The 19,699-nt window shown below is 43.5% G+C and carries 16 protein-coding genes and 1 other annotated feature; of the genes, 15 read left to right on the plus strand and 1 reads right to left on the minus strand.

What is annotated here, in order from left to right:
* The first annotated feature begins 338 nt into the window (after positions 1–338).
* From CHI10_RS00160 to pyrE, 15 genes are all read left to right on the plus strand, one after another.
* Complete coding sequence (locus tag CHI10_RS00160; RefSeq protein ID WP_035328829.1) at positions 339–857, plus strand: DivIVA domain-containing protein; 519 nt, start codon at positions 339–341, stop codon at positions 855–857.
* Between the two features lie 50 nt (positions 858–907).
* Positions 908–1,173, plus strand: a binding site (T-box leader).
* A 94-nt stretch (positions 1,174–1,267) separates the two neighbouring features.
* Complete coding sequence (ileS, locus tag CHI10_RS00165) at positions 1,268–4,039, plus strand: isoleucine--tRNA ligase (RefSeq protein ID WP_095242291.1); 2,772 nt, start codon at positions 1,268–1,270, stop codon at positions 4,037–4,039.
* Between the two features lie 173 nt (positions 4,040–4,212).
* Positions 4,213–4,500, plus strand: coding sequence for a hypothetical protein (locus CHI10_RS00170; protein WP_095242292.1), 288 nt, complete (start codon positions 4,213–4,215; stop codon positions 4,498–4,500).
* Positions 4,501–4,579: 79 nt separating this feature from the next.
* Positions 4,580–5,077: a signal peptidase II gene (gene lspA, locus CHI10_RS00175; RefSeq protein WP_095242293.1), complete on the plus strand. Its 498-nt coding sequence runs from the start codon at positions 4,580–4,582 to the stop codon at positions 5,075–5,077.
* Positions 5,049–5,960: an RluA family pseudouridine synthase gene (locus CHI10_RS00180; protein ID WP_095242294.1), complete on the plus strand. Its 912-nt coding sequence runs from the start codon at positions 5,049–5,051 to the stop codon at positions 5,958–5,960. Before lspA ends, CHI10_RS00180 begins: the two co-directional genes overlap by 29 nt.
* A 190-nt stretch (positions 5,961–6,150) precedes the next feature.
* Entirely contained in the window at positions 6,151–6,696 is a 546-nt protein-coding gene (pyrR, locus tag CHI10_RS00185) for a bifunctional pyr operon transcriptional regulator/uracil phosphoribosyltransferase PyrR (protein ID WP_076255660.1), read from the plus strand.
* A 138-nt stretch (positions 6,697–6,834) separates the two neighbouring features.
* Positions 6,835–8,139: a solute carrier family 23 protein gene (locus CHI10_RS00190; protein ID WP_095242295.1), complete on the plus strand. Its 1,305-nt coding sequence runs from the start codon at positions 6,835–6,837 to the stop codon at positions 8,137–8,139.
* 150 nt (positions 8,140–8,289) lie between these two features.
* Complete coding sequence (locus CHI10_RS00195; RefSeq protein ID WP_095242296.1) at positions 8,290–9,228, plus strand: aspartate carbamoyltransferase catalytic subunit; 939 nt, start codon at positions 8,290–8,292, stop codon at positions 9,226–9,228.
* Entirely contained in the window at positions 9,191–10,477 is a 1,287-nt protein-coding gene (locus CHI10_RS00200; RefSeq protein ID WP_095242297.1) for a dihydroorotase, read from the plus strand. The genes CHI10_RS00195 and CHI10_RS00200 overlap by 38 nt, the downstream gene beginning before the upstream one ends.
* Positions 10,474–11,580 (plus strand): carbamoyl phosphate synthase small subunit, encoded by a 1,107-nt coding sequence (locus tag CHI10_RS00205; protein WP_095242298.1) that lies wholly within the window; start codon positions 10,474–10,476, stop codon positions 11,578–11,580. Before CHI10_RS00200 ends, CHI10_RS00205 begins: the two co-directional genes overlap by 4 nt.
* A complete protein-coding gene (gene carB, locus CHI10_RS00210) occupies positions 11,559–14,771 on the plus strand; it encodes a carbamoyl-phosphate synthase large subunit (protein ID WP_095242299.1) in 3,213 nt (1,070 codons plus the stop codon). The genes CHI10_RS00205 and carB overlap by 22 nt, the downstream gene beginning before the upstream one ends.
* A complete protein-coding gene (locus tag CHI10_RS00215) occupies positions 14,771–15,547 on the plus strand; it encodes a dihydroorotate dehydrogenase electron transfer subunit (RefSeq protein WP_286136554.1) in 777 nt (258 codons plus the stop codon). The genes carB and CHI10_RS00215 overlap by 1 nt, the downstream gene beginning before the upstream one ends.
* A complete protein-coding gene (locus tag CHI10_RS00220; RefSeq protein WP_095242301.1) occupies positions 15,544–16,485 on the plus strand; it encodes a dihydroorotate dehydrogenase in 942 nt (313 codons plus the stop codon). Before CHI10_RS00215 ends, CHI10_RS00220 begins: the two co-directional genes overlap by 4 nt.
* Positions 16,457–17,173, plus strand: a complete 717-nt coding sequence (gene pyrF / locus CHI10_RS00225; protein ID WP_095242302.1) for an orotidine-5'-phosphate decarboxylase — start codon at positions 16,457–16,459, stop codon at positions 17,171–17,173. The genes CHI10_RS00220 and pyrF overlap by 29 nt, the downstream gene beginning before the upstream one ends.
* Positions 17,163–17,798, plus strand: coding sequence for an orotate phosphoribosyltransferase (gene pyrE, locus CHI10_RS00230; protein ID WP_095242303.1), 636 nt, complete (start codon positions 17,163–17,165; stop codon positions 17,796–17,798). Before pyrF ends, pyrE begins: the two co-directional genes overlap by 11 nt.
* Before the next feature lie 42 nt (positions 17,799–17,840).
* Here the strand turns inward: pyrE and CHI10_RS00235 are convergent, their stop codons facing one another.
* Positions 17,841–19,556, minus strand: a complete 1,716-nt coding sequence (locus CHI10_RS00235; RefSeq protein WP_095242304.1) for an Rqc2 family fibronectin-binding protein — start codon at positions 19,554–19,556, stop codon at positions 17,841–17,843.
* Positions 19,557–19,699 lie beyond the last annotated feature (143 nt).

The following is a 19,699-nucleotide window of genomic DNA, read 5'->3' on the forward strand; positions in this document are numbered from 1 at the left end:
AAAATGCAACATATTGTTCATCTGCTGAGTTGATTGGAGCGTAGGGCACTTGACTCCGGCGGGAGCAGCGGGACAGGTGAGACCCCACAGGTGCAAAGCACCGAGGAGGCTCACCGCCCGCCCCGCGGAAAGCAAGTGTCCGCAGCGGAAATCAACGGGCTACATTTAAAAGCCAAAAACAATTAAAAGACAGTTAAAAGAAATAATTTAAATTTGAAGGATTTTGAAACAACCTGTCGAATAAATAATCAAAAGACAACGGAGTCTGCTATAATTAAATAGAACCAGCAGGCTCAAACCAATTTACATAAGATCAACAGACCTGGGAGGTGGCACTCATGCCATTAACACCGTTAGATATTCATAACAAGGAATTCAGCAAAGGATTCCGCGGTTATGACGAAGATGAAGTGAACGAATTCCTCGACCAAATCATAAAGGACTATGAAATCCTGATCAGGGAAAAAAAAGAGCTGGAAGAAAAGCTCAACGAAACGAATGACCGCATTGGCCACTTTACCACAATTGAAGAAACACTTAATAAATCTATTGTGGTTGCACAGGAAGCTGCAGAAGAATTAAAACGCAATGCCCACAAAGAAGCAAAGCTTATCATCAAAGAAGCTGAAAAAAATGCTGACAGGATTGTGAATGAATCCCTATCCAAAGCAAGAAAAATCGCACTGGATATTGAAGATTTAAAGAAACAGTCCAAAGTATTCCGGACACGCTTTAAAATGCTTGTTGAAGCACAGCTTGATATGCTGAATAACGATGATTGGGATCATTTAATGGAATATAAGCTGGATTCCACTGAGCTGAAATCATTAAGAGAAGAAGAAGAATCACTGGCTTGACGAAAGCCGGAAATATCGCATATAATTTTAAAACAAAGTAAATACAATGTTTATCAACAATGAGAGGGACAGTACAGTCTTTTCAAAAAGCTTATGATCAGAGGCGCATACTCACTCTGAAAGCGAGCCGGGGATGGTGGAAGCCCGGGTATAAGCAAAAGCTGGAAAATCACCCTTTAGTTCCTTGCCGAACGTACAAAAATCAGTAGACCAAGGCGGATCATTCACGTTAAGAATGCTTTGAGCGGATGAAATTTCATTATATTTCATCTACAAGGGTGGTACCGCGGGAGAATAAAACCTTCTCGTCCCTTTTTGGGATGAGAGGGTTTTTTGTATTTTCCCGAGGTTTTTCTAAGCTCTCATTGGCTATCATGGTATTTAATGAGTTACAAACAGGAGGAAAAGGAATGGATTACAAAGATAGTTTATTAATGCCAAAAACTGAATTCCCAATGCGCGGCAATCTTCCAAAGCGAGAACCTGAAATCCAGGCGAAATGGGAAGAAATGAACATTTATGAAAAGGTCCAGGAACGGACAAAAGGGCGTCCGATGTTTGTGCTGCATGATGGCCCTCCATATGCAAATGGCGACATCCACATCGGCCATGCGCTAAATAAGATCTTAAAGGATTTCATCGTACGCTCTAAGTCGATGACTGGCTATAATGCTCCTTATGTTCCTGGCTGGGATACTCATGGTCTGCCAATTGAGCAGGCGCTGACAAACAAAGGCGTAAAGCGTAAAGAAATGAGTGTTGCTGAGTTCCGCGAGCTTTGTGAAGAATATGCATATGAGCAGATCGACAGCCAGCGCGGACAATTTAAGCGCTTAGGTGTCCGCGGTGATTGGGAGAACCCATACATCACACTTAAGCCGGAGTATGAAGCTCAGCAAATTAAGGTCTTCGGGGAAATGGCGAAAAAAGGCTATATCTATAAAGGCAAAAAGCCTGTTTATTGGTCTCCATCATCTGAATCTGCTTTGGCAGAAGCGGAAATTGAATATAAAGACAAACGTTCGCCATCCATTTATGTTGCATTTAAAGTAAAAGATGGCAAAGAAGTATTGGATCAAGATACTCATATCGTCATTTGGACTACAACTCCATGGACCATTCCAGCAAACCTTGGAATTTCAGTTCATCCGGACCTTTCTTATACTGTAGTGGAGGCAAACGGCAAAAAGTTTATGGTTGCAGAAGACTTATTGGCAGCTGTGGCTAAAGAGTTCGAATGGGAAGGTTATCAAGTTGTCCAGACAGTTAAGGGGACTGACCTTGAGAATGTAATTGCTGAACATCCGCTTTATGGCCGTGATTCCCTTGTAATGCTTGGTGATCATGTTACAACTGATGCCGGTACAGGATGTGTTCATACTGCTCCCGGACATGGGGAAGATGATTTCCAAGTCGGCATGAAGTACGGGCTTGACGTATTATGCCCGGTAGATGATAAAGGAAACATGACAAATGAAGCTCCCGGCTTTGAAGGGTTATTCTATGATGCAGCCAATAAGCCGATAACTGAGAAACTTGAGGAAGCAGGAGCATTATTAAAACTGACTTTTATTACTCACTCATATCCGCATGACTGGAGAACGAAAAAGCCTGTTATTTTCCGTGCTACTGCCCAATGGTTTGCATCCATTAAGGATTTCCGCAATGAGCTTTTGGAAGCTGTTAAAGAAACAAATTGGTATCCTGCATGGGGTGAGACCAGACTATTTAATATGGTCCGGGATCGCGGAGATTGGTGCATCTCCCGCCAGCGTGTATGGGGAGTGCCTATTCCGGTCTTTTATGCGGAAAATGGCGAAGAAATTATCACAGATGAGACGATTGAACATGTATCAAATCTTTTCCGTGAACAAGGTTCAAACATCTGGTTCGAGAAAGAAGCGAAAGAGTTGCTGCCTGAAGGTTTTACACATCCAGGAAGCCCGAATGGCCAGTTTTCAAAAGAAACGGATATCATGGATGTTTGGTTTGATTCCGGTTCTTCCCACCAGGCAGTTCTTTTAGAGCGCGACGATTTACAGCGTCCAGCAGATCTATACCTAGAAGGTTCTGACCAATACAGAGGCTGGTTTAACTCTTCGCTTTCAACTGCGGTAGCAGTGACAGGGAAAGCGCCTTACAAAGGAGTACTGAGCCACGGTTTCACCCTTGATGGTGAAGGAAGGAAAATGAGTAAATCCATCGGAAATGTAGTTGTTCCGGCAAAAGTTATGAACCAGCTTGGTGCTGACATTTTGCGTTTATGGGTGGCTTCAGTTGATTATCAGGCTGATGTCCGGGTATCTGATGCTATTCTGAAGCAGGTTGCAGAAGTGTATAGAAAGATTCGCAATACTTTCCGTTTCTTGCTTGGAAATCTGGATGATTTTAATCCTGAAGCAGACTTGGTATCCTTTGAGAACCTGCGTGAAGTGGATCAGTTTATGCTAGTGAAGCTGAACAAGCTGATCAAGAGTGTTCGCGAGTCCTATGATCGCTATGAATTTGCCAGCATCTACCACGCTGTTAACAATTTCTGCACATTGGACCTTAGTGCATTTTACCTTGATTTTGCAAAAGATGTCCTTTATATTGAAGCAAAAGATAATGCAGAACGCCGTGCAATCCAAACGGTTCTTTATGAGAGCCTGATTGCTCTTACGAAGCTTGTTGCACCTATTCTTTCCCACACATCTGATGAAGTTTGGAACTTTATACCGAATGTGAAAGAAGAAAGTGTTCAATTAACAGATATGCCTGAATATACAGAGCTTCCGAACGCTAAACAGCTGGAAGATAAATGGACTTCATTCATGAAGCTTCGCAATGATGTCCTTAAGGCATTGGAAGAAGCACGTAATGAGAAGGTGATCGGCAAATCACTTACTGCTAAAGTAACCCTTTATGTAAATGATCAAGCCAAGAGCCTTCTGGATTCAATTCAGGAAAATCTTCAGCAGCTCTTTATCGTATCTGGATTCGAAGTAGCAGGCAGCCTTTCAGATGCTCCTGAAAATGCCGTGAAATTTGAAAACACTGCTATTATTGTTTCCAAAGCAGAAGGCGAAACATGCGACCGCTGCTGGACAGTCACTCCAGAAGTTGGCAAGACAGAAGGATATGACACGCTTTGCCCCCGCTGTGCTGATGTTGTAAAAAATAATTATAGCCACTTGGCTTAAATACCGGCAGTCCCTCAAATTTGGGGGACTGTTTTTAATTACCTTCTTCAAATCCTTTTTTATAAATAATTCCACCTTCACTAAATGTTGTGCCGTTTGCTAAAAGTTTGTCCGTGTCTGAATTCCGTTCCGAGAAAATAATAAAGTAAACATCTCAGAACGGAGGAAAAAGCATGGATGCAAAAGCAGAAGGGCTATATACAGAACTCCGTAATACAAGACAGGAAATATTGGAAAAGCTTATGGAAGGCAACAGTTCCCCGCTGATAAAGCCTATTTTATTGGAAGAGCTGCATGATATTGAACAAACACTTACCAAAATGGAATCAGGAAATTTCGGAAAGTGTGAAATTTCGGGTGAGCTGCTGCCTGAGGATTTGCTGCAGATGATTCCTACTTTAAAAACAATGGAGGATTGCAGCAGACTGGGGAATTTCTACAGAAAGTCTATTTTCCACTGAGTTTAAGCGTGTGCTGTGTTTTTTATTCAGATTGTGCTAAAATGCAAAGGTAATGATATGAGATATGGGGGTTGCCTTTGTGTTTTATTACATAATTGCATTGTTCGTTATTGCACTTGATCAGTTAACGAAGTGGCTGATTGTAAAGAACTTTGAATTAGGGGAAAGTGTTAAAGTTATTGAGGACTTTCTTTATATTACATCACACCGCAACCGTGGCGCTGCCTGGGGCATCCTGCAGGGGCAAATGTGGTTTTTCTACGTTATAACCGTTATTGTCATAATTGGTATCATTTATTACATTCAAAAAGCAGCCAAAGGCAAATTGCTTCTTGGAGTCTCTTTGGGCCTGATGCTGGGCGGAGCAATTGGAAACTTTATTGACAGGGTATTTCGAAAAGAAGTGGTGGATTTCGTAAACACTTATATTTTTGGCTATGACTTTCCCGTTTTCAATATTGCTGACTCGGCGCTGGTCATTGGTGTAGGACTATTGATGATTCAGATGCTGCTTGAAGAGAGAGAAGCAAAGAAAAAGGAGAAATCTTATGGAGAAAATGGAACACATCATTCCTGATGAACAGGCAGGAGAAAGAATAGATAAAGTGTTATCCACATTGAATGCGGATTGGTCAAGAACTCAGGTACAGCAATGGATCAAGGATGGCAATGTTTTAGTGAATGGCCAAAAGCCTAAAACTAATTACAAATGTTCCATAAACGATAAAATTGAAATATCAATTCCTGAACCAGAAGAGCTGGATGTAGTGCCTGAAGAAATGAATTTGGATATTTATTATGAAGACCTGGATGTCCTCGTAGTAAATAAACCGAAAGGAATGGTTGTCCATCCTGCAGCCGGGCACGGAACAGGAACACTTGTAAATGGTCTTATGGCTCATTGCAAAGACTTATCAGGAATTAATGGGGTCATGCGGCCCGGAATAGTTCATAGAATCGATAAAGATACGTCAGGGCTTCTCATGGTTGCAAAGAATGATATGGCACATGAGAGTCTTGTGAATCAGCTGATGAACAAAACTGTTACACGTAAGTACCGGGCTATTGTCCATGGAGTTATTCCACACGACTACGGTACTATTGATGCACCAATCGCCCGCGATCCCAAAGATCGTCAAAGTATGAGCGTTGTGGACAATGGAAAACATGCGGTTACGCATTTTCAGGTCATTGAGCGATTCAGGGATTTCACATTGGTGGAATGCCAGCTGGAAACGGGAAGAACACATCAAATCCGTGTTCATATGAAATACATTGGCTATCCTCTTGCAGGAGATCCTAAATACGGTCCCAGAAAAACAATTGGTATCGGGGGACAGGCACTTCATGCAGGCGTTCTTGGCTTTGAACATCCACGTTCTGGCGAGTACCTTGAATTTGAAGCACCTGCACCTGCTTATTTTAAGGAACTGGTAGAGAGCCTGGCAAATAACCGTTGACAATTGTCCAATTGTGCTATATGATGACTATAGTTGAATAAGTCCTTTAAAACAGTCCCGTGAGGCTGGGAAGGAAACGGATTGAATAAGGAGAATTGTGTCCTTATTCTGCAGAAAGAAGTCGTTTACCCTCTCACCTGATCGGTGAGAGGTTTTTTGCATATAAAATCTGATAATAGGGGTGATCATGATGCCGCAGCAAAAAGCAATTGTTTTGGATGACCAGGCAATCAGGAGAGCGCTGACCAGGATTGCTCATGAAATCATAGAGAAAAATAAAGGAATAGAAAATTGTATTCTGATTGGCATCCGGACCAGGGGGATTTACCTGGCGAACCGCCTGGCGGAAAGAATTGAACAAATCGAGGGAGCCAAAATTGATGTAGGCGAACTTGATATCACTCTCTATAGAGATGATCTTACGAAAAAGACTGAAAATCAGGAGCCGCTTGTCAAAGGCTCGGATGTTCCAAAAGATATTAACGATCAGAAGGTGATCCTGATCGATGATGTTCTTTATACAGGAAGAACAGTTAGAGCTGCCCTTGATGCGCTGATCGATATAGGGAGGCCATCTCAGATTCAGCTTGCAGTCCTTGTGGACCGCGGCCATAGGGAGCTTCCGATCAGAGCTGATTATGTAGGAAAAAACATTCCAACATCCAGTTCGGAAAAAATTGTGGTCGAGCTGAAGGAAGTGGATGAAAACGACCAGGTAAGTATATTTGAAAATTAAATAGCCCTTTTAAATGCAGTCCAGAGAGGCTGGCAAAGGGGAACACAGCAGAATCGGTCTGTCTTTTGCTGTGCTCTTGCACCCTCTTTGCACTCCTGCAAAGAGGGTTTTTTAATAAAATGCAGAGGAGAGATCGTAATGAATAAACCTATCTTAGATATAAAGGATATTCCAAAACCAGCCCATTGGCTGACATTAAGTTTACAGCATTTATTCGCAATGTTCGGAGCCACTATACTTGTACCATACTTAGTAGGATTAAATCCTGCCATTGCGCTAATCTCAAGCGGACTGGCAACGATAGCCTTTCTAATCATTACAAAATGGCAGGTGCCGGCATACCTTGGTTCATCTTTCGCATTCATTGCCCCGATCATAGCTGCCAAAGCAGCCGGTGGCCCGGGTGCTGCCATGATCGGCAGCTTCATGGCTGGACTTGTGTATGGGGCAGTAGCCCTGATCATCAAAAAAGCAGGCTACCGCTGGATTATGAATTTGCTTCCGCCAATTGTGGTAGGACCTGTGATCATTGTAATCGGATTGGCATTAGCAGGGACAGCAGTCGGGATGGCTATGAACAATCCTGAAACTGGTGAATACAGCATGCTTCATTTTTCAGCAGCGCTTATCACTTTAGGTGCAACCATCATCTTTTCCATCTATGCAAAAGGTATGCTCAGTATGGTGCCGATTCTGGCGGGGATCATCATCGGCTATGTTTACTCACTGGCTGTGGGCCTGATCGACTTCTCGCTTGTACAGCAGGCAGCCTGGTTCGAAATGCCGGAATTCTTATTCCCGTTCGCTGATTATGAAGTGAGGATAACCCTGGATCTAGCGCTTCTAATGATTCCAGTAGCTGTTGTCACAATCTCAGAACATATCGGTCATCAGCTTGTCCTTGGAAAAGTAGTTGGTAAAGATTACATTAAAGAACCGGGTCTTCACCGCTCCATACTTGCTGATGGAACAGGAACAATGATCTCGGCATTAATCGGGGGTCCGCCAAAGACAACATACGGTGAAAACATAGGTGTACTCGCCATTACGAAAATTTACAGTGTCTATGTACTTGCGGGTGCTGCAGTCATCGCCATCATCTTCGGATTCATCGGCAAGGTGACAGCACTGATCAGCTCGATCCCTACTCCAGTAATGGGCGGCGTATCGATCCTGCTGTTCGGGATCATCGCTTCATCAGGATTAAGAATGCTGGTTGACAGCAAAGTGGATTTTGGAAACAACCGCAATCTGGTTATCGCATCAGTCATCCTTGTCCTGGGAATTGGCGGAGCTCATATCGAGATTTGGGCATTCAAACTGGAAGGAATGGCACTGGCAGCTATAAGCGGTGTTCTCTTGAACCTGATTCTCCCTGGCAGGGAAGAGGCTAAGGAAGATATGTTTGAAACAGAAAACGAAAAAAAAAATAATGTAGCTTAATGCTTTTTAACTAAGTCCCGAGAGGCTTAAAAGGGTGTTGGCGGCAAACCTGGCTATACGGTATCAGTGAATCCGTATATCCGGCTGCCTCAACTTTGCAGCACCCTGACCAAATCGGCAGGGTGCTTTTTTTGAAGAGGAGGATAAAAAATGAAACATTTGCTCACTACCTCAGAGTTGGAAATTAAAGAAATCAATAAAATTCTTGAAGATGCGCAATATTTTTTAAACGGCGGAACATGGACTCCTGAACAAAAGGTTTTTGTCGCTAACCTCTTCTTTGAGAATAGCACAAGAACTAAATGCAGCTTTGAAGTGGCGGAAAGGCGACTTGGGTTGGACATAATTCCTTTTGAAGTAAGCACATCAAGTGTATCCAAGGGTGAGTCATTATACGACACAGTCAAAACGCTGGAAGCGATCGGTGTGCATGCAGTCGTCATCCGCCATAGCGAGGATCGCTACTTTGACGAATTGGCAGATAAAAGCGGTGTGTCCATCTTGAATGCTGGGGATGGCTGCGGGCACCATCCAACACAATCACTGCTGGATCTGCTGACGATTAAGCAGGAATACGGATCCTTTGAAGGATTAAAAGTAGCCATTATTGGTGATATCGCACATAGCCGTGTCGCAAGATCCAATGCAGATGCACTTGTCCGGCTCGGTGCAAAGGTTGTTTTTTCAGGTCCAAAAGAATGGTTTAATGAAGAATTGCTTGAGAATGGAATGTATGAAGATGTTGACACAGCTATAGAAACTTCTGATGTTGTCATGCTGCTGAGAATCCAGCATGAGCGGCATGAATCGAAAGCTGAACAAACTGCTGAAGAATATCACCTGGCATACGGCCTTACAGAAGAGCGTGAAAGAACAATGAAGCCAAACAGCATAATTATGCATCCGGCACCTGTAAACCGGGGTGTTGAAATAGCAGATTGTTTAGTAGAATGCGGGCGCTCCAGAATCTTCAAGCAGATGCAAAATGGTGTGTACATTCGAATGGCTGTATTAAAAAGATCAATTGAACATATTGAAGGGGGAGCTAAACATGTCAACATTAATAAAAAATGGCCAGTTGCTTACTAAAGAAGGGAACCTTGAAAAAACGGACATTTACATAAAGTCAGGAAAAATCGCTGAGATAGGTGCAGGCGTTGGGAATGAGGCACAGGAAGTAATTGACGCAGAGGGATTGCTCATTGCACCAGGATTTATAGATCTGCACGTGCACTTGCGTGAACCTGGCGGTGAAAAGAAAGAAACCATTGAAACTGGCACAAAGGCAGCTGCTAAAGGTGGTTTCACAACAGTTGCTGCGATGCCAAATACTCGTCCAGTACCAGATACAAAAGAACAGCTTGAAAAATTGAACAGCCGAATTGAAGAGACTGCGGCGGTCAAGGTTTTGCCGTATGCATCGATTACAATCCGCGAGCTTGGCCAGGAATTGACCGATTTTAAAGCGCTGAAAGAAACTGGAGCGTTTGCTTTTACAGATGATGGAGTCGGGGTGCAATCAGCAGCGATGATGCTGCAGGCAATGAAAAATGCGGCAGAGATCGGCATGCCGATTGTGGCCCACTGCGAAGAAAATACCCTCATTAACAAAGGTTCTGTACATGATGGAGTTTTTGCTAAAGAGAATGGTTTAAATGGTATTCCTTCCGTCTGTGAATCAGTGCAAATCGCAAGGGATGTGCTTCTTGCCGAAGCAGCTGGCTGCCACTATCATGTGTGCCATATCAGCACAAAAGAGTCCGTCAGGGTGGTGAGAGATGCAAAGCGTGCAGGCATTAAGGTTACAGCTGAGGTGACGCCTCATCATCTCCTTCTTAGTGAAGAGGATATTCCAGGCCTTGATGCCAACTTTAAAATGAATCCTCCTCTAAGAGGAGCAGACGACCGATCTGCCTTAATCGAAGGCTTGCTGGACGGCACGATTGATTTCATCGCAACTGACCATGCACCACATACAGCAGCAGAAAAAGAAGAAGGGATGGAGCTGGCGCCTTTCGGGATTGTCGGACTTGAAACTGCCTTTCCGCTTCTTTACACCCACTTCGTTGAGAAGGGGATATTCACACTAAAGCAGCTGATTGACTACTTAACAATCAAGCCGGCAGAGGCATTCGGCATTCAATCAGGAAAATTGGAAGCTGGTGAATTAGCAGATCTTGTCCTGCTTGACCTGAACCATCAGGAAAAGATAGATCCTGCTCAGTTTTTATCAAAAGGGAAAAATACGCCATTTACCGGCTGGGATTGTAAAGGCTGGCCGGTAGTGACAATAGCAGGCGGAAAAATTGTTTGGAACAGAGGGAGTGTAAAAGCATGAAAAAACAGCTGATTCTGGAAGACGGAACAATTTTTATTGGAAAGGGATTCGGAAGTGATGCGAATTCGATTGGAGAAGTAGTATTCAATACTGGAATGACGGGTTATCAGGAAATCCTGTCTGACCCATCCTACTGCGGCCAAATCGTAACCTTGACATACCCTTTAATCGGAAATTATGGGATTAACAGAGACGATTTTGAATCGATCTCCCCGGCAATTTCAGGTTTCATTGTGAAAGAAGCCTGCGAGTTTCCTTCAAACTGGAGAAATGAACAATCGATTGAAGAATATTTTAAGATGAAAAACATCCCTGGAATTGCTGGCATTGATACCAGGAAATTAACAAGAATTATCAGGCAGCATGGTACGCTGAAAGGCGCAATTTGCAGCATAAGTGAAAACCCCGAAGTAATCATTGAAAAACTGCGGGCAACCAAGCTGCGAAACGATCAGGTTAAGCAAGTGTCTACTGGGACACCTTATCCGAGCCCTGGCCGCGGCAGAAGGGTAGTCCTTGTAGATTTCGGCATGAAACACGGGATCTTAAGAGAATTGAACAAACGGGATTGTGATGTAATTGTTGTGCCTTATAACACAGGAGCTGAAGAAATACTCAGCATGAGCCCGGATGGTGTTATGCTTTCAAATGGCCCTGGAGACCCGAAAGATGTTCCTGAAGCCATCACAATGATTAAAGGACTGCTAGGAAAAGTACCGATTTTCGGAATTTGTCTGGGACATCAGCTTTTTGCCCTTGCTTGCGGTGCCAATACAGAAAAACTAAAATTCGGCCATCGCGGTTCAAACCATCCGGTAAAAGATCTGCAAACCGGAAAAGTCGCTTTAACATCTCAAAACCATGGATACTCAGTAGAAGAAAGTTCAATTACTGGTACTCCGCTTGAAGTAACACATATCGCCTTAAACGATGGAACAATTGAAGGCTTAAAGCATAAAGAAGTCCCTGCATTCACTGTGCAATATCATCCTGAAGCTTCACCGGGTCCGGAGGATGCAAACGGATTATTTGAACAATTCTTGCAAATGATTGAATCACATAAAGAGGAAGGTGCTGCAGCATGCCAAAGCGTACAGATATAAAAAGCATTTTAGTAATCGGATCAGGACCAATTGTCATCGGGCAGGCAGCAGAGTTTGATTATGCCGGAACACAGGCCTGCATTGCTTTGAAAGAGGAAGGCTACCGCGTAATTCTTGTAAACTCAAATCCTGCTACCATTATGACAGATACCGAGATTGCTGATGCGGTATATATAGAGCCGCTTACGCTGGAATTCGTCAGCCGCATTATCCGGAAAGAACGTCCTGATGCGCTTGTTCCAACTCTTGGGGGACAGACGGGATTAAACCTGGCAGTAGAGCTTGCTGAATCAGGTGTTTTGGAAGAATGCGGGGTTGAAATCCTGGGTACAAAATTATCTGCTATCCAAAAGGCGGAAGACCGGGACCTTTTTAGAAACTTGATGAATGAGCTTGGCGAACCAGTGCCTGAAAGTGAAATTATTCATAACCTGGATGAAGCATATGAATTTGTAAACAGGATTGGCTATCCGGTCATTGTACGCCCTGCTTTCACATTGGGGGGAACAGGCGGGGGAATTTGCCATGATGAAGAAGAGCTAATCGAAATTGTGACCAGCGGCTTAAAGAATAGCCCTGTTACACAGTGTTTGCTTGAAAAGAGTATTGCAGGCTTTAAGGAGATTGAGTATGAAGTGATGAGGGATTCCAATGACAATGCGATTGTTGTCTGTAATATGGAAAACTTTGACCCGGTAGGTGTTCATACGGGAGATTCAATCGTTGTAGCGCCAAGCCAAACTTTGAGTGATCGTGAATATCAGCTGCTGAGAAACACTTCATTAAAAATTATCCGCGCCCTCGAGATTGAAGGAGGATGCAATGTGCAGCTGGCGCTTGATCCGGATAGCTTCAATTATTACATTATCGAAGTCAACCCGCGTGTAAGCCGCTCATCTGCACTAGCTTCAAAGGCGACAGGTTATCCGATTGCCAAACTGGCAGCCAAGATAGCGGTAGGGCTGACACTTGATGAAATGATGAATCCTGTGACAGGAAAAACATATGCCTGCTTTGAACCGGCATTGGATTATATTGTCTCAAAAATCCCGCGCTGGCCGTTTGATAAGTTCGAATCTGCAAACCGTTCGCTTGGCACCCAAATGAAGGCTACAGGAGAAGTAATGGCGATAGGGCGGACTTTTGAAGAATCTCTCCTGAAAGCAGTACGTTCACTTGAAGCAAACATATATCATCTTGAACTGAAGGATGCCGGCCAAATTTCTGATGAATTGATCGAAAAGCGAATCCGTAAAGCTGGAGATGAACGTCTGTTTTATATCGGTGAAGCCATCAGAAGGGGAATCACTATCGAGACGATCCATGAATGGAGCAAAATTGATTTATTCTTCCTTTATAAGATTAAGAAAATCATAGATTTTGAGAATGTACTAACTGAAAATCCTTTTGACCCTGAAACAGGGAAAGCTGCAAAGGAAATGGGCTTTGCCGATCTGGTAATTGCCAGGCTGTGGGATTCAAATGAGATGGAAGTATACAGCTGGAGAAAAGAACATGATATTGTACCGGTTTATAAAATGGTTGATACATGTGCAGCGGAATTTGAATCGGAAACCCCGTATTTCTATGGAACTTATGAAGATGAGAACGAATCGGAAGTAACTGGCCGAAAAAGTGTTGTCGTTCTGGGCTCAGGACCAATCCGGATCGGGCAGGGAGTGGAGTTTGATTACTCAACTGTACACGCGGTATGGGCCATCAAGGAAGCAGGATATGAAGCAATCATCATTAATAATAATCCTGAAACAGTGTCTACTGACTTCAGCATCTCCGATAAGCTCTATTTTGAGCCGCTAACAATTGAAGATGTCATGCACATTATCGATCTTGAGAAACCGGAAGGTGTAGTTGTGCAATTTGGCGGTCAAACGGCTATTAACCTTGCAGCAGATCTGGTTGAAAGAGGCGTAAAAATTCTGGGAACTTCACTTGAAAGTTTAGACCGGGCAGAAGACCGGGATAAATTTGAGCAAGCTCTTGCAGAGCTTGGCATCCCAATGCCTAAAGGAAAGACTGCCCTGTCAGTGGAACAGGCAGTAGCGATTGCCGGTGAAATCGGATATCCAGTGGTCGTCCGGCCATCATATGTACTTGGCGGAAGAGCCATGGAAATCGTTTATAAAGAAGATGAGCTTCTATACTATATGGAAAATGCTGTAAAAGTTAACCCGGAGCATCCAGTATTAATTGACCGATATTTGACTGGAAAGGAAATTGAAGTGGACGCTATCTCGGATGGGGAAAATGTGCTCATTCCAGGCATCATGGAGCATATAGAAAGAGCTGGAGTACACTCAGGAGATTCCATTGCAGTCTATCCTCCGCAAAATATATCAGAAGCAATCAAAAACAAGCTTGTTGAGTACACGGAGAAGATGGCCAAAGGACTTGGCATTATAGGTCTGCTAAATATCCAGTATGTAGTGGCTAAAGGACAAGTATATGTCCTGGAAGTCAACCCGCGTTCAAGCCGGACAGTTCCTTTTTTGAGCAAGATTACAAATGTGCCAATGGCTAAGATCGCCACAAAGGTTATCATGGGCCAAACTCTTGCTCAGCAGGGCTTTGGGTCCGGCCTTATTCCGGAGAGAAAAGGCGTGTTCGTAAAAGTGCCTGTGTTCTCTTTCGCAAAATTAAGAAGAGTAGACATCACTTTAGGGCCAGAAATGAAGTCAACTGGTGAAGTTATGGGGAAAGATTCCACGCTTGAAAAAGCCCTTTATAAAGGTCTTGTTGCTTCCGGCATGAAAATCCAGCCGTTTGGAACTGTACTAATGACTGTCGCCGACAAGGATAAGGAAGAAGCTCTGCAGCTGGCAAAAAGATTTGTATCCATCGGTTACAGGCTAATGGCGACAAGCGGAACGGCTTTATTCCTGAAAACTGAAGGCATACCTGTAAAAGTGACTGGGAAAATCGGCTCGGAAGGTCCTAACCTTCTGGATGTCATAAAAAATGGCGAAGCGCAATTTGTTATTAATACTTTAACAAAAGGAAAACAGCCTGCCAGAGATGGCTTCCGCATCCGCCGTGAATCAGTGGAAAATGGCGTGCCATGCCTAACTTCACTTGATACGGCAGAAGCAATCCTTCAAGTAATCGAATCAATGAATTTTTCAGCAGACGCGATGGATAAACCAGAAGAAGTCCGGGAGGCGGTTTTATCTTGATCAGACAGGAACAATGTAAAGTAATAACACAAATTAAACTGGCCGAAAACATTTACGAGCTCACCCTTCAAGGTGAGCTTGTTCATGAAATGAAAGAGCCCGGGCAATTTGTCCATTTAAAAATATCGGAGGGCTATGATCCCATGCTGAGAAGGCCTATCAGCATTGCAGAAATTTCACCTGATGAAAGCCAGTTTAAAATGATTTACCGTGCTGAAGGCAGAGGAACGGCATTGCTTTCAGAAAAAAAACCTGGTGATTACACTGATGTACTGGGACCGCTTGGAAATGGGTTTCCGATCAGTGAAGCTGGCCGGGGAGAGACGGCACTTCTTGTAGGGGGAGGAATCGGAGTCCCCCCTTTATATGAACTATCCAATCAGCTTGTTAACCGCGGCGTTAAGGTGATTCACGTCCTGGGTTTTCAATCGGCCGGCGCGGTATTTTATGAGGAAAAGTTTTCCCGGCTGGGCGAGACCTACCTGGCTACAGTTGATGGAAGCGTAGGAATGAAGGGTTTTGTTACAGATGTTATTAATCGGTTGAATATTGATTTCGATGTTTTATATTCCTGCGGCCCGACGCCGATGCTGAAGGCGCTTGAAAATCAGTTCCCTCATAAAAAGGTATTCCTGTCATTGGAAGAACGGATGGGGTGCGGCATCGGGGCATGCTTTGCATGTGTCTGCCATACAGGGGATGACCCGGAAGGTTACAGTTATAAAAAAGTCTGCAGTGACGGACCGGTCTTTAAAGCAGGGGAGGTAGTCCTATGAATTCATTAAACGTCAGTCTGCCTGGTCTGGAATTGAAAAATCCAATCATGCCTGCATCAGGATGCTTTGGCTTCGGAAGGGAATTCAGCCAGCTGTATGATTTGAGCCAATTGGGCGCAATTATGATAAAGGCGACGACTTTAGAGCCCCGATTTGGAAATCCGACACCAAGAGTGGCTGAGACATCTGCAGGGATGCTAAATGCAATTGGTCTGCAGAATCCCGGCCTGGAAAAAGTGGTAAATGAAGAATTAGTATGGCTTGAACAATACGATGTACCGATCATTGCCAATGTAGCCGGTTCGCAGGAAGAGGATTATATTGCGGTTGCCAGGAAAATTTCTGCAAGCCCAAATGTACATGCACTTGAACTCAACATCTCATGCCCAAATGTGAAAACAGGCGGAATTGCATTTGGCACTATTCCGGAAATTGCAAAAAATCTAACGAAAAAAGTAAAAGAGGTTTCTGAAGTACCTGTCTATGTGAAGCTTTCGCCAAATGTCACAAATATTGTAGAAATGGCTAAAGCAGCAGAAGATGGCGGAGCGGACGGTTTGACAATGATCAACACGCTTGTTGGCATGAGAATCGATCTAAAAACCGGCAATCCGATTCTGGCAAATAAATCAGGCGGGCTTTCAGGACCAGCTATTAAGCCAGTAGCCCTCCGGATGATCTATGAAGTGAGCCAGCAGGTATCCCTTCCGATCATCGGTATGGGAGGAATTGAATCTGCAGAGGATGTCATCGAATACTTCTACGCAGGGGCAAGTGCAGTAGCGGTTGGAACAGCTAACTTCGTAGATCCCTTTGTGTGTCCGAAAATTATCAGAGAGCTGCCGGAACTTATTGAGAAGCTCGGCTATGAACATATTAGCGAATGCACAGGAAGGAGCTGGAAGAAACATGAAAAAGCCGCTCATTATTGCTCTTGATTTTCCAGGAAAACAGGAAGTTCATCATTTTCTGAAAAACTTTGAAAATGAAAAGTTATTTCTTAAGGTCGGCATGGAGTTATTTTACCAGGAGGGACCTTCCATTGTTCACGATTTAAAAGAACAAGGGCACGATATTTTCCTTGATCTCAAGCTTCATGATATTCCGAATACAGTAAAAAGTGCCATGAAGCGTCTTGCGGGAATAGGATGCGATATGGTTAATGTGCATGCCGCAGGAGGAAAAGCCATGATGGAAGCAGCCTGTGAAGGACTGGAGGCAGGCAGCACCGGAAAAAGGCCATCTTGTATTGCTGTGACACAGCTGACAAGTACATCGGAACAGCAAATGAATTCAGAGCAATTAATTCCTGTTTCATTAAACCAATCTGTTCTTCATTATGCAAAACTCGCCAAAGAAGCCGGACTTGATGGTGTAGTATGTTCAAGCTTTGAGGCAAGAACGATAGGTTCGAAAATAGGCTCTGCCTTTTTGACTGTAACACCGGGAATACGCCTGTCATCAGACGATCATGGAGATCAGAAGAGAGTGGCCACACCTGAATTCGCAAGAAAAGAAGGGGCTTCAGCCATTGTGGTGGGAAGGTCGATTACCGGAGCTGAAAATCCATTCGAAAAGTATATTCAATGCAAGCAATCATGGGAGGGTGTTCTGAATGAAGCATAAAATAGCAGAAAAATTACTGGATATAAAGGCTGTAGCATTAAACCCAAACGATCCGTTTACATGGTCCTCAGGACTTCGTTCCCCCATTTATTGCGATAACCGTTTGACACTGTCTTTTCCTGAAATCAGAAAAGAAATTGCTGCCGGCCTTCAGGCTATCATTTTAGATAAATTTCCTGAAGCAGAACTAATTGCAGGGACAGCCACAGCGGGCATTCCGCATGCAGCCTGGGTCAGTGACAATATGGAACTGCCAATGTGCTATGTCCGCTCCAAGGCCAAGGGCCATGGAAAAGGAAAGCAAATTGAAGGCAAAGCTGATAAAGGCCAGAAGGTTGTTGTTGTTGAAGATCTGATCTCAACTGGTGGAAGTGCCATTACTGCTGTCAAGGCTTTAAGAGAAGCAGGCTGTGAAGTGCTGGGTGTGGCGGCCATCTTCACATACCAGCTTCAAAAAGGAAAAGAAATGCTGGCCGAAGAGCACATAGAAGCATATACTCTGACTGATATTGAAGCTCTGACAGAGGTAGCTGTTGAAAAGGGCTATATCCAGGAAGAGGATATGAATAAGCTGATTGAATGGCGAAAAGACCCAGCTGAGTGGGGCAAAGCAATTCAGTTTTAGTCAATGAAAAAAGCAAGCATCGGAGCTTGCTTTTTCATTTCTTTAAAGATTTTGTTTTAAGGACAGGACCGTTTCTTCATCAGGTGTAACGTAAACTGTCTGCTGATTGTCATATATGACAAATCCGGGTTTAGCACCGCTTGGTTTTTTCACATGCCTGACTTGGGTGAAGTCAACAGGTACGGAACTTGAATTGCGTGCTTTGCTGAAGTAAGCTGCGAGGGATGCAGCTTCAAGAATTGTATCTTCTGCCGGCTCCTTGCTTCGAATCACCACATGTGAACCGGGGATATCTTTTGTATGCAGCCAGATTTCATCCCTTCCGGCTAATTTGTTCGTTAAATAGTCATTTTGCTTGTTGTTTTTCCCAACTAGAATTTCCGTTCCGTCAGTGGCAGTATAACGGTCCAAAACAGGCTTTAGGTTTTGCTGTTTCTTGTTTCCCCGTTTCTGCCTTTCACGGATATAACCGCCTTCAGTAAGCTCTTCTCTTATTTCGGCAATGTCTCTTGTAGATGCCGTTTCTACTTGCTGAAGTAGAGACTCGAAGTATGCCGCTTCCTCTTCTGCTTTCTTGATTTGCTCTTTTACTGCAATTATGGCATTTTTTGCTTTTTGGTATCTTGTAAAATATTTTTGTGCATTCTCGGAAGGAGTCTTCTGAGGATCCAATGGAATGATGACTGAAGCGCCATTTTCATCGTAATAATTGATGACTTCTGCTTCCTTCATTCCCTTTTGAATCGCATAAATATTCGCCGTGATCAATTCCCCATATAATTGATGTTTATCGGCATTTTCCGCTTCATGAAGGGTTATTTTCAGCTTATCAATTTTCTTTTCATTCTTTTCTTTCTCATTTACTATAAACCGTTCAAGATCATTGGATTGCTGTTTGACCCGGTCTCTTTCGGCTTTGCCAAAATAAAAGCGGTCCAGCATTTCACTTAGGGAATTAAACTCCCGGCTTTCCCCTTTTAAATGCTGGAGGGGCAATAAATAAAAGCTTTCTTTATTTTCCCCTTCTGTAATGGCCGGCCTTATTCTATGGATTTTCAGCAAGTCAATAAAATGCTGGAAACTCTTAGGAACAGTTGTCCTGTTTACAAGGCCTGCATGGTGCATCACTTCTTTTGCAAAAAGCGGTGAGATTCCGGAGAAACCCGCCACAAGCTGTTTATCAACTTTCCCGCTGTTAAAATCAATCTTACGCAGTATAGCTTCTTCATCCGCCTCGAAAGGATTCATTTTATCCTGAGATGGAGGGAGTAAGTACTCCTGTCCGGGCAAAATCGCACGATGGCTATTAACGGCAAAAGAAACATGCTTGATGCTGTCGAGAATAATATTGCGGGATTTATCCACGAGCGTAATATTGCTGTGCCTGCCCATAATCTCAACAATCAGCTGTTTATAAGATGTATCGCCAATCTCATTCCTGCCTTTCACCTCAAACACGATAATACGGTCAAGCCCGATTTGATGGACATCTTCAAGTATGTAGCCTTCCAGGTGCTTTCTTAAAAGCATGCAGAACATCGGCGGCTCTGAAGGGTTTTCATGTGTTTCATTCGTCAGTTGCACTCTCGCATAGCTTGGATGGGCTGACAGCAAAAGCCTGTGATTCTTCCCGTTTGCCCTCACAACTAAAATAATTTCATTTTTATATGGCTGCTGAATCTTATTGATTCTGCCACCCTTTAAAGTATCTATGAGCTCTTTCGTCATAGCTCTTGTGAACAAACCATCAAATGACATATCGGAACATCCTCTTCTATTATAAATTACAGCTTATTTCTTGTTTTAGATATACATTATTCTTTCATTTAAATAATAAAAATCAAGTTTTTAGACTTAGCTTTGACCTTTACAAGGCGCCTTCCGCTTTTCTAATGCTGTCT

The sequence above is a fragment of the Bacillus sp. 7894-2 genome (genome assembly GCF_002272225.1).
Classification (GTDB): domain Bacteria; phylum Bacillota; class Bacilli; order Bacillales; family Cytobacillaceae; genus Cytobacillus.

Excerpts from the sequence above, each read along its gene's own strand:
- ileS (WP_095242291.1), top strand. The coding sequence starts at position 1,268 with ATGGATTACAAAGATAGTTTATTAATGCCAAAAACTGAATTCCCAATG.
- CHI10_RS00160 (WP_035328829.1), top strand. The coding sequence starts at position 339 with ATGCCATTAACACCGTTAGATATTCATAACAAGGAATTCAGCAAAGGA.
- CHI10_RS00205 (WP_095242298.1), top strand. The coding sequence starts at position 10,474 with ATGAAAAAACAGCTGATTCTGGAAGACGGAACAATTTTTATTGGAAAG.
- CHI10_RS00170 (WP_095242292.1), top strand. The coding sequence starts at position 4,213 with ATGGATGCAAAAGCAGAAGGGCTATATACAGAACTCCGTAATACAAGA.
- pyrE (WP_095242303.1), top strand. The coding sequence starts at position 17,163 with ATGAAGCATAAAATAGCAGAAAAATTACTGGATATAAAGGCTGTAGCA.
- carB (WP_095242299.1), top strand. The coding sequence starts at position 11,559 with ATGCCAAAGCGTACAGATATAAAAAGCATTTTAGTAATCGGATCAGGA.
- CHI10_RS00220 (WP_095242301.1), top strand. The coding sequence starts at position 15,544 with ATGAATTCATTAAACGTCAGTCTGCCTGGTCTGGAATTGAAAAATCCA.
- CHI10_RS00200 (WP_095242297.1), top strand. The coding sequence starts at position 9,191 with ATGTCAACATTAATAAAAAATGGCCAGTTGCTTACTAAAGAAGGGAAC.
- pyrR (WP_076255660.1), top strand. The coding sequence starts at position 6,151 with ATGCCGCAGCAAAAAGCAATTGTTTTGGATGACCAGGCAATCAGGAGA.
- CHI10_RS00195 (WP_095242296.1), top strand. The coding sequence starts at position 8,290 with ATGAAACATTTGCTCACTACCTCAGAGTTGGAAATTAAAGAAATCAAT.
- CHI10_RS00180 (WP_095242294.1), top strand. The coding sequence starts at position 5,049 with ATGGAGAAAATGGAACACATCATTCCTGATGAACAGGCAGGAGAAAGA.
- CHI10_RS00235 (WP_095242304.1), bottom strand. The coding sequence starts at position 19,556 with ATGTCATTTGATGGTTTGTTCACAAGAGCTATGACGAAAGAGCTCATA.
- CHI10_RS00190 (WP_095242295.1), top strand. The coding sequence starts at position 6,835 with ATGAATAAACCTATCTTAGATATAAAGGATATTCCAAAACCAGCCCAT.
- pyrF (WP_095242302.1), top strand. The coding sequence starts at position 16,457 with ATGAAAAAGCCGCTCATTATTGCTCTTGATTTTCCAGGAAAACAGGAA.